Below are 12,859 nucleotides of genomic sequence, written 5' to 3' on the forward strand. Positions count from 1 at the left end.
GCCCGGCCGCCTCCGGTACGGCCTCCGCCGCTTCTGCCGTCTGTGTCCGCTGTCCGCTGATCCCCACCCCGTAACCCTAACGGCGGGCAGCGGACCCCTCCGGCGGGTGTACGGGCCCCGATCAGCAGGCCGCGCGCCCGGCCCGCAACTCCAGCCGCTCCCCCGAGAACCCGGCGCGGAACCGCCGGTCGTGCGAGACCACGACCACCGCCCCCGGGTAGGCCGCGAGCGCCTCCTCCAACTCCTCCACCAGGCTCAGCGCCACATGGTTGGTGGGCTCGTCCAGCACCAGCAGATCGGCGGGCGCCCGCAGCAGCCGGGCCAGTTCGAGACGGCGCCGCTGGCCGACCGAGAGCGCCGCCACCGGGACGGTCAGATCCTCCGGGCGGAACAGCCCGAGGCCGAGCAGCTCCTCCTCGTACTCCCCGGGAAGCCCCCGGCCGCCCGCCGCGTAGGCGCTCAGCAGCGGCTCGGGGGAGGCCGTCGCGGGCAGCTCCTGCGCCAGATAGCCGACCCTCACCCGGGGCGGGCGGTGCACCGTGCCCCGGTCCGGGCGCAGCTCGCCCGCGAGCACCCGCAGCAGCGTCGTCTTGCCCGCGCCGTTGGGGCCGGTGACCAGCAGCCGCTGCCCGGCCTCGATCCGCAGCCCCGGCAGCCGCAGCCGGTCCCCGACGGCGATGTCCGTCAGCCGGGTCAGCTCCCCCTCGTGGCCCGCCGACACCGGCCGCGCCCGGAACCGCAGCGGCTCCGGGGGCTCCGGGACCGGCTCCCGCTCCAGCAGCTCCAGCCGGTGCCGGGCCGCCCTGATCCGCCCCGAGAGCTTCGCCTCGTGCGAGCGGCGGTGCTTGCCGAAGCCCTCGCCCGGGTCGCCGCCGCTGCTCGCGAGCCGCTGTCCGGCCGCCGCGACCAGCGCGCGGGTCGCGGCCACCTCGTCCACCCACTCCCGGTGGTCCTGCTCCCAGCGGCGGCGGGCGGCGGCCTTCGCGGACCGGTAGCCGGCCCAGCCGTCGCCGTAGCGGCGCACCGCCCGGGTGTCCCGGTCGACCTCCAGGACGGTGGTCGCGATCCGCTCCAGAAAGGTTCGGTCGTGGGTGACGGCGACGACCGTGCCCCGGTGGGCCCGCAGCCGCTCCTCCAGCCACTCGGTCGCCCGCCGGTCCAGATGGTTGGTCGGCTCGTCCAGCAGCAGCAGTTCGGAGCCGGCGGCCAGCACGCCGGCGAGGGCGAGGCGGGACTGCTCGCCGCCGGAGAGGGTTCCGAGCGGGCGCTCCCGCCCGATCCGGGCGAGGCCGAGCCCGTGCAGGGCGGCGTCCATCCGGGCGTCGGCCTCGTAGCCGCCGCGCTCCTCGAAGGCGGTGAGCAGCTCTCCGTACGCCTCCAGGGCCGCGCCGCCGTCCTCCGTCTCCAGTGCCTTCTCCGCGTCGCGCAGTCGCCGCTCCAGGGCGCGCAGCTCGGCGAGGGCACTGTCGACGGCGTCCCGGACGGTGTGCCCGGGGCCGAGCCCGAAGGTCTGCGCCAGGGTCTGGGCGAGATGTCCGGTGCCGCCGGGGGCGCTGACGGTGATCTCCCCGGCGTCGGGGGTCTCGGCCCCGGCGATCAGCCGGAGCAGGGTGGATTTGCCGGAGCCGTTCTCTCCGATGACCCCGGCGCGCTCGCCGGGCCGCACGGTGAGGGCGATCCGGTCGAGGACGGGGCGGGTGCCGTACGCCTTGGAGACGTTCTTCATGGTCAATTGGGCGCGCTCGCGCATGGGGCTTTCCCTGGGGGTGGTGGCGGGGTCGGGGCCGGGAAAGGGGACGCCGGCGGGCGCCGCCACGGGGAGGTGTGGTGGCGCGGGCGTCCCGCGCGGGATCAGATGAAGAAGTACGGCTTGTGCGGACCCATCCCTCCACTTTAACGACCCCCTGCCCCCGGGCGCCCGGCCTTTTCCGCCCGCCCCCAGGACCTCGCACCCGACGCGCCCCCCCCGGCGTGGTCCGGCCCCCCGCGTGGTCCGGCCCCCCCGCGTGGTCCGGCCCCCCCGCGCCTCAACTGCCGCAGGGGCTGGATTCCGTGGCTCGGCCCGCCGGCGAGGCCGGGGGTGTTCCAGCCCGTCGGGGGGCACCTCCCAGAGGCAGCTCTGGGGGAGTGCGGGGACGGACCCCGCGCCGCGGGTTCCCGCACGGCGCGGGTGCCACAACCCGGGGGCCGGGCCGCACCCCCGCGCCACCAACCCCCGGGTTTCGCGTGGGGCGGAACGCAACCCCCCTCCCCGCAGGCGCGATTCTCCTAACCTGGGAAGGTGAGCAGCCACCCGCACCCCCGGCCCCGCCCCCACCCCCTCCCCCTGCGCCCCCTCCCTCCCCCCTCCCGGGGCGAACCCCTCTGGCGCCACCTCGTCGGCGAAGCCCTCCGCCGCGAGCGGCTCGCCCAGGGCCGCACCCTCAAGGACGTCGCCGAGGCGGCCCGGATCTCGATGCCGTATCTCTCCGAGGTCGAGCGCGGGCGCAAGGAGGCATCCTCCGAGGTGCTCGCCGCCGCCGCGCACGCGCTCGGTCTCGGTCTCGGCGGTCTGCTCGACCGGGTCCAGGACGACCTGGCCGGAGCCCGCCGCGTCCCGCCCCGGGGCGCGGTACTGCTGGCGGCCTGAACGAGGCCCGGCTCGGCCCCGGCCCGCGTCAGGCGGGGAACACCGGGGCCGTCCGCCGGTTCAGGACCTCGTCCGCGAGTCCGTACGCCACCGCCTCCGACGCGGTGAACACCTTCTCGCGGTCCATGTCCGCCCGCAGGGCCCCCACCTCGTGGTGCGTGTGCCGCGACAGCACCTCCTCCACCTGCGAGCGGATGCGCGCCATCTCCTGCGCCTCCAGGGCGAGATCCGAGATCACCCCCTGCCGCCCGCCACTGGCGGGCTGCCCCAGCAGCACCCGGGCGTGCTCCAGCACGAACCGCCGCCCCGGGTCCCCGCCCGCCAGCAGCACGGCCGCCGTCGACGCCGCCTGCCCCACGCAGAAGGTGGAGATGGGGGCGCGGATGAACGACATCGTGTCGTAGATCGCCATCAGCGAGGTGAACGAGCCGCCGGGGGAGTTGAGATAGAGCGCGACCTCGCTCTCCGGACTCGCCGACTCCAGATGCAGCAGTTGCGCGATGACCGCGTTCGCCACCCCGTCGTCGATCTCGGTGCCGATGAAGATGATCCGCTCGGCGAGCAGCCGGCTGTAGACGTCGTACGCCCGCTCCCCCTGCGGGGTGCGCTCCACCACGGTCGGGATCGTGTACTGCCCCATGTCAGAGCCCCACCCGTCGCCGCACGCCCACCGGCTTGATCTCGTCCAGCGTCTCGACGACCCGGTCGACCATGCCGTACTCCTTCGCCTGCTCGGCCGTGAACCAGCGGTCCCGGTCGCCGTCTCGGGAGATCGTCTCCTCGCTCTGGCCGGTGTGCCGGGCGGTGATCCGCTCGATGGCCTTCTTGGTGAACTCCAGGTTCTCGGCCTGGATGGCGATGTCGGCGGCGGTGCCGCCGATACCGGACGACGGCTGGTGCATCATGATCCGCGCGTTCGGCAGCGCGAACCGCTTGCCGGGGGTGCCGACGGTGAGCAGGAACTGCCCCATGCTCGCGGCGAACCCCATGGCGAGGGTGGCGACGTCGTTGGGGATCAGCCGCATGGTGTCGTAGATGGCGAGCCCCGCCGTCACGGAGCCGCCGGGGCTGTTCACACAGAGGGTGATGTCGCTCTTCCAGTCCTCGGCGGAGAGCAGCAGCATCTGGGCGCAGACCCGGTTCGCGGAGACCTCGTCGACCTGGGTGCCGAGGAAGATGATCCGCTGCATCAGCAGCCGGTCGGCGAGCTGGTCGTCGAAGGCCGTCGCGGTGGTGTCGCCGGCGGCGGCCCGGGCCGCGCGGCCCGGGTCCCAGCCGCTGCCTCGGGGGCCGGATGAGGATGAGGTGGTGCGGGGGGACATGGCGCCTCCTTGCCGTGGATGGCTGATGTCCCCACTCTTGGCCGGGTGGCGGCGCGGTGTCCCCTTTCTCGGCCCGTGGCAGATTCGCCGACGGCAGAGCCGGTCCGGGGCCTGCGGGAATCCGGTCGACGGCCCGGCGCGCCGGTGCCGTGACGGTCGCGCCGGGCGCCCGGCGCCGCGCCGGATTCACCCGGGCACTGGCCGGTCACGCCCTCGGTGCCGGAGGCGGGCGCGCGGAGCCCTGACGCGGGCGCGCGTGCCCGCAGCGGGGGACGGAGGGGCTCAGCCTTCGGCCTTCGCCACACCGATCGGGCAGGACACGCCCGTACCGCCGATGCCGCAGTACCCGCCGGGGTTCTTGTCGAGGTACTGCTGGTGGTAGGCCTCCGCCGGGTAGAACGGGCGGCCCTCCGCGGGGAGGATCTCGGTGCTGATGTCGCTGCGGTGGCCCGAGCCCGTCAGCACCTGCTGGTAGGTCTCGCGCGAGCGCTTCGCCGCGGCCTCCTGGGCGGGGGAGTGGGTGTAGATCGCCGAGCGGTACTGGGTGCCCACGTCATTGCCCTGGCGGAAGCCCTGGGTCGGGTCGTGGGCCTCCCAGAAGACCTTCAGAAGCTGCTCGTACGACACGACCGAGGGGTCGAAGACCACCCGGACCGCCTCGGTGTGGCCCGTCCGGCCGGAGCAGGCCTCCTCATAGGTCGGGTTCGGGGTGTGACCGCCCTGGTAGCCGACGAGGGTGGTCCAGACGCCGGGGATCTGCCAGAAGACACGCTCGGCACCCCAGAAACAGCCCAGGCCGAAGTCCGCGGTCTCCAGGCCCTCCGGGTAGGGGCCCAGCAGGGCGTTGCCCAGGACGGTGTGGCGGTCCGGGACGGAGAACGCCGGGGTCGGGCGGCCCTTCAGGGCCTCATCGGGGGTGGGGAGCTGGGGGGTGCGATGGGACAGGAACATGCGGGGCTCCTTGGGATTGCCGGCCATGGGAAACAACGAACGGCCCCGGCCCGGAATTCCCCGGGTCCGGCGCTCCGGGCCCGGGCCCGCCGGTCAGCCGCCCGTCATATTGATCGCGACATCCCGGAACGCGCAGTACAGCTCCGCCGGGTCCGGCGCCAGGGTCCACGGGAAGGCCCCCACATGGCCGTCGACCGCCCGGAAGTGCTCCAGCGCCTGGTCCGCGTACCCCTGGCGGACATAGAGGTACGCCAGCACATGCCGGACCTCCGCCAGATACGGGTGGCCGGGGTCGGCCGCCGCCGCGTCCTCCTGGAGCCGGTCCGCGGCCTCCTCCACCTCCGGGGCCCGGAACTCCCTGCGGGCCGCCTGATCCGAGCGGTGCTCCGGCCGGTGCTCCCACCAGGCGGTCAGCCAGAGCGAGGTGAGCAGCGAGCCGGGCGGTGCCGAGTCCATGGCGCGCTCCGCGAAGGAGAACGCCAGCTCGCGGGAGCCGTGCCACTTCGCGCACCAGTACTGGAGGGCGCCGCGGTGGGCCATCAGATGGTGCGCGTCCCGCCCGGCCGTCTCGGCCCACAGCCGGTGCATCTCCTCGTGCGGGCGGCCGAGCCCGATTCCGCGCCAGATGTCCGCTACATAGGGTGACGGGTCGGGCCCGCCGAGTTCCTTGGCGCGGGTGATCTCGCGCCCCGCCCGGCTCAGAATCCGGACGAACCCCTCGGAACGCTCCCGGGAGGTGTGGGCGGCATGACCGCCGCCCCGGATCTCCCAGGCCAGATCGATCATGGCCTTGGCCTGGACGGCCGCGGCCCCGGGGTCCTCGGGGCGCTCCGCCCGCCAGTGCTGGAGCCAGACATCGTCCCTGCCGGCCGCGCCCGCCAGCTCCGCGATCACCGCCGTGCGCCGCTCCCAGAGCGTGCCGGTCCCGGCGAGGAAGTCCGCGCCGGGCCGCCAGTCGCCCGCGCGGGCCGCCGCCACCATCCGGTCGAGCCCGGGATCGGGCGCCGCCCGCCGGGTGTCCTGGCGGTCCCGGGGCAGCAGACCCAGCTCGGCGAGGCGCGCGGCGGCGACGGGCCGGTCCAGTCTGCGCCCCAGCCGGCGCGCGAGCCCGGGGCCGAGTCCCGGCGCGAGTGCTGCCCCGGCTCCGGTCCCGGGGGGCGTACGGCGCGAGAAAAGGGACATGGAGCCGGACCTTTCCGTGACCGCGGGCCGTGCCGCGGGCCGCCGCCCGGCAGGGAGCCCGGCGGGGAGACCCGGCGGGGACACCGCCGCGCCCGGAGGGTGGAGCGGTGGAGCGGCGCGGGGGAGGAGGAGTATCACCTCACCCGTGCTCCGGCCGCAACTCCTCGGGGTGATACCCGGATGGGCGCCCGGAGCCCGGAGCCCGGAGACGGGGTGCCCGGCTGCCGCTGGGGTACGGCGCCGGGGGCCCGGGCCCCCGGGCACCCGCCGGGTCTCCCGTGTCAGCGGGACAGCGTCGCCGGGCTCCCGCCGTTCGCCTCGTATCCCGCGACCGCGAGATTGCGGTACACCGTGTACTCCGCGGCCGGGTCCTCGCTCTGGGTCCACGGCAGCGCTCCCACGTGCCCGTCCACCCGCACCAGCTGGTGCATCGCCTCGGCCCAGCGCTCCGACCGGACGAGGAAGAGGATCAGCAGATGCCGGACATGGGCGAGGACCGGATCGTCCTGGCGGGCCGAGTGCACCGCGAACAGCGCGCCCTCCACCGCCTTGGACACCACCGCGCTCTGGTGGAAGTTCTGCATGATGACCAGGTCGGGGATGTGCTCGTACACCGCGAACAGCGGCAGCGCGGCCAGCAGCGAGCCCTGCGGGGCGCGGGCCGCCGCCGTCGTCGCGAAGTGGTCCGCCTCCTCACGGCTGCCGTGCCACTTCTCGCACCAGTAGTGCAGGGCCGCCAGATGCGCGCCCATGTGCTGGGGCGCCCGGTCGATCACCTTCGCCCACACCTGGTCGAACTGCTCGTGCGTATAGCCCAGGCCCCGGGCGACGGCCAGCTCCACGATGAACGGGACGGGGTCACCGGGGGAGAGGAGCGCCGCGTCGCCGCAGACCGAGCGGGCCTCCTCCAGGATGATCCGGAAGTCGTCGGCCCCCACGCTGGACGACCGCCACGCCTGCTGCACCAGGAACTCCGCGTGGACCTGCGCCCCGCCCGCGTCCTTCGGGGACTCCGAGCGCCAGGACCGCAGCCACGCGCCGCCCACCCCGGGCTTCTGCCGGAGCTCCAGCGAGGCCGCCCCGGCGAAGGCCTGCACCCGCTGCCAGCGGACCTCGCTGCCCTTCGGGGTCCCGGCGAGCAGCTGGGACGCGGCCCGCCAGTCCTGTGTCCGCTGCACCACGTCGAGCACATCGAGCAGGTCCTGGTCCGGCCCGGGGAGACGGATGTCCTGCTCCTCCTGGCGGACGAAGCCATAGGTCTCCGGATCTGCGGCGTCGGGCGAGCCGGGCGCGACCTGGTGGATGCCGACACCACCGCGCCGGCGCAGCACATACGGACCGATGATCGCGGCCAGCATGCCCATCGCGATCAGGAACCAGAGAATCTCCATGACGCCATTGTCCCGGACGTCACCGGCCCCGATCCACGCCGTGGCGACTGCCCGCCACCGCCCCCGCCCCCGCCGCCCCGCCGGGGTCCGTACCGCCCGCCGTGACCACCTCCGCCGGGGTCCGTACCGCCTGGTGCCCCCGCCCCGCCCGAATCCGGACAGTCCGCGTCCGAAACCCCGCCCACCAGGGCCCCTTGACGCTCTGCCCCCCGCGCCCGCGCCGCTACGCTCGGGCCATGAGCCACCAGTACAGCTCCGAGCACCTCGAAACCCTCGCCATCCACGCGGGCAACACCGCCGATCCGCTGACCGGCGCGGTCGTCCCGCCCATCTATCAGGTGTCCACCTACAAACAGGACGGGGTGGGCGGACTGCGCGGCGGCTACGAGTACAGCCGCAGCGGCAATCCGACGCGTACCGCCCTGGAGGAGAATCTCGCGGCGCTGGAGGGCGGCCGGCGCGGGCTCGCCTTCGCGTCCGGGCTCGCGGCCGAGGACTGCCTGCTCCGGGCGCTCCTCGTCCCCGGCGACCACGTGGTGATCCCCAATGACGCGTACGGCGGGACCTTCCGCCTCTTCGCCAAGGTCGTGGCCCGCTGGGGCGTCGAGTGGTCCGTCGCGGACACCTCCGACCCGGCGGCCGTGCGCGCCGCCCTCACCCCCAGGACCAGGCTGATCTGGGTGGAGACCCCCTCCAACCCGCTTCTGGGCATCACCGACATCGCCGCCCTCGCGGAGATCGCCCGGGGCTCCGGCGCCCGGCTGGTCGTGGACAACACCTTCGCCAGTCCCTATCTCCAGCAGCCGATCGCGCTCGGCGCCGATCTGGTGGTGCACTCCCTGACCAAGTACATGGGCGGGCACTCGGATGTCGTCGGCGGCGCGCTGATCGCGGCCGACGCGGAGACCGGCGAGGAACTGGCGTACCACCAGAACGCCATGGGCGCGGTCGCCGGGCCCTTCGACTCCTGGCTGGTGCTGCGCGGCATCAAGACGCTGCCCGTGCGGATGGACCGGCACAGCGAGAACGCGGGCCGGGTCGCCGAGATGCTCACCCGCCACCCCCGGGTGACCAGGGTGCTCTACCCGGGGCTGCCGGACCACCCCGGCCACGAGATCGCCGCCAAGCAGATGAAGTCCTTCGGCGGCATGGTCTCCTTCCGGGTCGAGGGCGGCGAGGAGGCGGCCGTCGCGGTCTGCGACCGGGCCCGGCTCTTCACCCTCGGTGAGTCCCTGGGCGGGGTGGAGTCACTGATCGAGCATCCGGGACGGATGACCCATGCCTCGGTCGCGGGTTCCGCGCTGGAGGTCCCGGCGGATCTGGTGCGTCTGTCGGTGGGGATCGAGGCCGTGGACGATCTGCTGGCCGATCTTCAGCAGGCCCTCGCCGGATGAGGCACGGACGGTCCGGATGAGGCACGGACGGCACGCAGAGCACGCAGAGCACGCAGAGCACGCAGAGCACGGAAGGCGCGGAAGGCAGGGATCGCGTTCAGGGCGTTGACCGCGTGGCGAGGCGCCGGCTTTCCGGCGGTACGGGGTGAGCCGGCGCCCGCCCGGGCGCCGGCTCACTCGTGTCCGGGGAACCCGGGGTCAGGCGGGCGCCTTCTCGTCCTTGAGCGTGGCGCGGACCTGCTCCCGCAGTTCGGGGGAGTCGGTGTGACCGTGCACGGACACCGCGTGCTCCGACGCGGCGCGCACGACTTCCCCCTCCTCACCCGCGATGGTGAGGGTGCAGTTCGTCTCGCTGGGGAACGCGCGGCAGTCGGCGACTTTTCTCGTCATGACGACCTCCTCGGTACGATGTGTACCGTTTATTACCGCTTGTTCCAGAGTAGACCCTCCTCCGTGGGCTGATACGGCTGATACGGCTCATACCGCTGATACGACTGATACGGCTCGTGCTGCTTCCGGTGGCGCTGCTTCGCGTGGTGCCGCCGGCGCGGGGCGGTGCTACCCAGGTGGTCGGCGTACCCGGGTCGGTCGTCGTCCCGCCGGTTCTCGGACGGTGGCTGCTGTCAGGTGGCTCCCGTGGGGTCCATCGGCGGCAGCCCGGTCTGGCGGGCCGAGAGCGCGGTGTTGAACCGGGTGAGAAGGGTGCAGAACGACTCCCGCTCGGTCTCCGTCCAGCCGTCCGTGACCTGGGCCATCAGCTCCCGCCGGGAGGAACGGACCTCCTCCAGGCGGGCCTGCCCGCGCGGGGAGAGCTGGAGCACGACCGCGCGGCCGTCCTCCGGGTGCGAGGTGCGTTTGACGAGGCCGGTGTCGACGAGCGGCGCGACCTGACGGGTGACGGTCGACGAGTCGATGCCCATCCCCGCGGCGAGCGCCTTCACACCCATCGGGCCTTCCCGGTCGAGCCGGTTGAGCAGCAGATAGGCGGCGCGGTCCATCGAGTTGCGGACCTGGCCGACGCCGCCGAGCCGGGTCTGCTCCGCGCGGCGGGCGAACAGGGCGACCTGGTGCTGGAGAGCATCGAGGAGGCCGGGATCGAGATGAGTCGTCATGTCCTGAGAAGTGGGCATGGCCAGGGGGCTCTCTCGTGCGGTGGTCGATTGGTGGGGGACAGAGTACGCGGCTGTGCGGCGGTCCGGACGGGCTTGGTGAAACCCATAGGAAGCACTCCGCGCACCGGGCCCGCGGCGGCCGGTCACCGTATGAGCTGCGAGACTTGACCGCATGAGCTTCCGTGCGCCCCATGCCTTCCGCCCCGTGATTCCGGACGACGTCCGGGGGGCGCGGAAGATGCTCGCCGGGGTCGCGCGCACCACCGCGATGGAGGGCAGCAGACACCTCTCCCAGCTGGTCGGCGCGCCCGTCCTGCTCAAGTGCGAGAACCTCCAGCGCACCGGCTCCTTCAAGCTGCGCGGCGCGTATGTGCGGATCTCCGGCCTCCGCCCGGAGGAGCGCGCCGCCGGAGTGGTCGCGGCGTCGGCCGGGAACCACGCCCAGGGGGTGGCGCTGGCCTCCACCCTCCTCGGGGTCCGCTCCACCGTCTTCATGCCGGTCGGCGCGCCCCTGCCGAAGGTCGCCGCGACCCGGGAGTACGGCGCGGAGGTGCGGCTGGAGGGCCAGGTGATCGAGGAGACCCTCGACGCGGCCCGCCGGCACGCGGACCGTACGGGCGCGGTCCTCATCCACCCCTTCGACCACCCCGACATCATCGCCGGGCAGGGCACCGTGGGTCTGGAGATCCTGGAGCAGTGCCCCGAGGTGCGCACGATCGTGGTGGGCATCGGCGGCGGTGGTCTCGCCGCGGGCATCGCGGTGGCGGTGAAGGCGGTACGCCCGGATGTCCGGGTGGTCGGCGTGCAGGCGGCGGGCGCCGCCGCGTACCCGCCCTCCCTGGCGGCGGGGTACCCGGTCTCCGTCGACGCGCCCGTGACCATGGCGGACGGGATCAAGGTGGGCCGCCCCGGGGACATCCCCTTCCGCATCATCGGCGAACTGGTCGACGAGGTCCGCACGGTCTCCGAGGACGAACTCTCCAGCGCCCTGCTGCTCTGTCTGGAGCGGGCCAAACTCGTGGTCGAACCGGCGGGCGCGGCTCCGGTGGCGGCCCTGCTGAGCGATCCGCACGGCTTCGAGGGACCCGTGGTGGCCGTGCTGTCGGGCGGCAATGTCGACCCCCTGCTGATGCAGCGCATCCTCCGCCACGGCATGGCGGCGGCCGGGCGCTATCTCTCCCTCCGCCTCCGTCTCACCGACCGCCCCGGCGCACTCGCCGCGATGCTCGGCTCACTCACCGTCCTCGACGCCAACGTCCTCGATGTCAGCCATGTCCGTACCGATCCCCGGCTCGGTCTCACCGAGGCGGAGGTCGAACTGCAACTGGAGACCAAGGGCCCGGCCCACTGCGACGAGGTGGCGGCGGCCCTGCGCGCGGCGGGCTACACGGTCACGGTGATGGGCTGACCCCGGGGAGTCGGGGAGTCGGGGAGTCGGGGAGTCGGGGGACGGGCTCCGAGGGGGCCGTCCGGAACGTACGGAGGGGCAGGACCGCACCGGGCGGTCCTGCCCCTTTCGTGGGCGTGCGGCCGGTCAGCCGGCGTACGGCTTGGCGGCGATGATCTTCACCGAGGCCTTCTTGCCGTTCGGCAGTTCGTACTGGGCGGTGTCGCCGACCTTCTTGCCGTTCACACCCGTGCCCAGGGGGGACTGCGGGGAGTAGGTCTCGATCTCGGAGCTGGCGTACTCGCGGGAGGCCATCAGGAACGTCAGCGTGTCGTCCTCGTCGCCGTCGAAGGCGATCGTCACGACCATGCCGGGTTCCACGATGCCGTCGTCGGCCGGAGCCTCGCCGACCTTCGCGGTGTCCAGGAGCTGGGTGAGCTGGCGCACCCGGAGCTCCTGCTTGCCCTGCTCCTCCTTGGCCGCGTGGTACCCGCCGTTCTCGCGCAGGTCCCCCTCCTCGCGCGCTGCCTCGATCTTCTTGGCGATCTCGACGCGCGCGGGACCAGACAGGTACTCCAGCTCGGCCTTGAGCTGGTTGTACGCCTCCTGGGTGAGCCAGGTGACGTTCTCGCTGGTCTGGGTCACAGGTGCTCCTCGTAGGTACTGGGATACAAAGCAACGCCCTACCCAGAAGCATGGAGCCTTCATGGATGGGCGAAACCACGAGCCTAACAATTTCGTGGCAGAAGGGGGAGGACAAAAACCATCAGAACTGCGTCAACGCAGGTCAGAGTGGGTCTCTGTCATATTTGAGCCGTGGGGTTCGCGCCGGGAACCAGGTCGTCTCTTTCGGATCTTGCCGGGCTCGCGAGCCCCGGCACCGCGCCTCGCCGCGCTGTCGCCGGTCGCCGGCGCTCCGCGTGGGCTCCCTCCTCCGCCTCGCGATCCACGGCACCGGACCCCGCTCACCGATCCGGCCCGATCCGAAAGAAACTCCCTAGCGCGCGGAGCACCGCGCCAGCTCGGCGCTGGTCGCCAGGGTCGTCGTACGAATCCTGACCACCTGATCGATACGGGTGTCGCCCTCGGCGGTCACCGGCACATCGAGCCGGCCCACCTCGGCGCCGTCCTCGGAGCGGGAGCGCACGGTGCAGGTGCCGGTGGCGTCGGCGTCCTTGCGGATCTCCAGATGGAGCTGCACCTCGGAGTCCGAGGTCACATCGAACTTGATCACCTCGGCGCTGATCTTCTCCCCGGCGACGTAGTCGTAGCCGAACCAGACGACCATCCCGAGGAAGCCGACCCCCAGGAAACCGCCCAGGATCTTGAGCTTCCGGTCGGCCCGTTCGTCCGCCGAGCGGCCGTAGCGGCTCTCGGGCACCTGCTCGCGCACGGCGGTCATGACCATTCCTCTCGGGAGAACCTCCCTGACAGGAGGACGCCGGAATTTTCCGTCCCCCGTTTCGGTCACTATAGAAGCCTCCCTCAGGC

General features: G+C 73.1%; 13 protein-coding genes. 3 read left to right on the plus strand and 10 right to left on the minus strand.

From position 1 onward, the window contains the following. Positions 1-121: 121 nt before the first annotated feature. Positions 122-1,750, minus strand: coding sequence for a ribosomal protection-like ABC-F family protein (gene abc-f, locus ACWCRA_RS04580; RefSeq protein ID WP_351546868.1), 1,629 nt, complete (start codon positions 1,748-1,750; stop codon positions 122-124). Between the two features lie 531 nt (positions 1,751-2,281). Here abc-f and ACWCRA_RS04585 point away from each other — a divergent pair. Continuing rightward, positions 2,282-2,629, plus strand: a complete 348-nt coding sequence (locus ACWCRA_RS04585; protein ID WP_451066840.1) for a helix-turn-helix domain-containing protein — start codon at positions 2,282-2,284, stop codon at positions 2,627-2,629. A 28-nt stretch (positions 2,630-2,657) separates the two neighbouring features. Here ACWCRA_RS04585 and ACWCRA_RS04590 read toward each other — a convergent pair whose 3' ends face one another. The 5 genes from ACWCRA_RS04590 to ACWCRA_RS04610 all read right to left on the minus strand — a co-directional run bounded on the left by ACWCRA_RS04590 (position 2,658) and on the right by ACWCRA_RS04610 (position 7,475). Next, positions 2,658-3,269 (minus strand): ClpP family protease, encoded by a 612-nt coding sequence (locus ACWCRA_RS04590; protein WP_351546871.1) that lies wholly within the window; start codon positions 3,267-3,269, stop codon positions 2,658-2,660. A 1-nt stretch (position 3,270) separates the two neighbouring features. Further along, entirely contained in the window at positions 3,271-3,951 is a 681-nt protein-coding gene (locus ACWCRA_RS04595; RefSeq protein WP_451066841.1) for a ClpP family protease, read from the minus strand. 282 nt (positions 3,952-4,233) lie between these two features. After that, complete coding sequence (gene msrA, locus ACWCRA_RS04600) at positions 4,234-4,902, minus strand: peptide-methionine (S)-S-oxide reductase MsrA (RefSeq protein ID WP_451066842.1); 669 nt, start codon at positions 4,900-4,902, stop codon at positions 4,234-4,236. Between the two features lie 93 nt (positions 4,903-4,995). Further along, positions 4,996-6,084 carry a hypothetical protein gene (locus ACWCRA_RS04605; RefSeq protein ID WP_351546880.1) on the minus strand — a complete coding sequence of 363 codons (1,089 nt, stop codon included), beginning with the start codon at positions 6,082-6,084 and terminating at the stop codon, positions 4,996-4,998. 281 nt (positions 6,085-6,365) lie between these two features. Then, a complete protein-coding gene (locus tag ACWCRA_RS04610) occupies positions 6,366-7,475 on the minus strand; it encodes a hypothetical protein (RefSeq protein WP_351546883.1) in 1,110 nt (369 codons plus the stop codon). Between the two features lie 236 nt (positions 7,476-7,711). Between ACWCRA_RS04610 and ACWCRA_RS04615 the strand changes: the two genes are divergently transcribed. Beyond that, positions 7,712-8,869 (plus strand): cystathionine gamma-synthase, encoded by a 1,158-nt coding sequence (locus ACWCRA_RS04615; RefSeq protein WP_351546886.1) that lies wholly within the window; start codon positions 7,712-7,714, stop codon positions 8,867-8,869. A 198-nt stretch (positions 8,870-9,067) separates the two neighbouring features. Here the strand turns inward: ACWCRA_RS04615 and ACWCRA_RS04620 are convergent, their stop codons facing one another. Continuing rightward, positions 9,068-9,259 (minus strand): DUF1059 domain-containing protein, encoded by a 192-nt coding sequence (locus tag ACWCRA_RS04620; RefSeq protein WP_351546889.1) that lies wholly within the window; start codon positions 9,257-9,259, stop codon positions 9,068-9,070. Positions 9,260-9,492: 233 nt separating this feature from the next. Beyond that, positions 9,493-9,999: a MarR family winged helix-turn-helix transcriptional regulator gene (locus ACWCRA_RS04625; RefSeq protein WP_351546892.1), complete on the minus strand. Its 507-nt coding sequence runs from the start codon at positions 9,997-9,999 to the stop codon at positions 9,493-9,495. A gap of 154 nt (positions 10,000-10,153) precedes the next feature. Here ACWCRA_RS04625 and ilvA point away from each other — a divergent pair, with 154 nt between their 5' ends. Next, entirely contained in the window at positions 10,154-11,389 is a 1,236-nt protein-coding gene (gene ilvA / locus ACWCRA_RS04630) for a threonine ammonia-lyase (protein ID WP_451066843.1), read from the plus strand. 126 nt (positions 11,390-11,515) lie between these two features. Here the strand turns inward: ilvA and greA are convergent, their stop codons facing one another. Both greA and ACWCRA_RS04640 read right to left on the minus strand, forming a co-directional pair. Next, a complete protein-coding gene (gene greA, locus ACWCRA_RS04635) occupies positions 11,516-12,013 on the minus strand; it encodes a transcription elongation factor GreA (protein WP_351546898.1) in 498 nt (165 codons plus the stop codon). 352 nt (positions 12,014-12,365) lie between these two features. After that, positions 12,366-12,770, minus strand: a complete 405-nt coding sequence (locus tag ACWCRA_RS04640; RefSeq protein ID WP_351546900.1) for a DUF4307 domain-containing protein — start codon at positions 12,768-12,770, stop codon at positions 12,366-12,368. Between the last annotated feature and the right edge of the window lie 89 nt (positions 12,771-12,859).

The sequence above is a fragment of the Streptomyces sp. NPDC001889 genome (assembly GCF_053594535.1).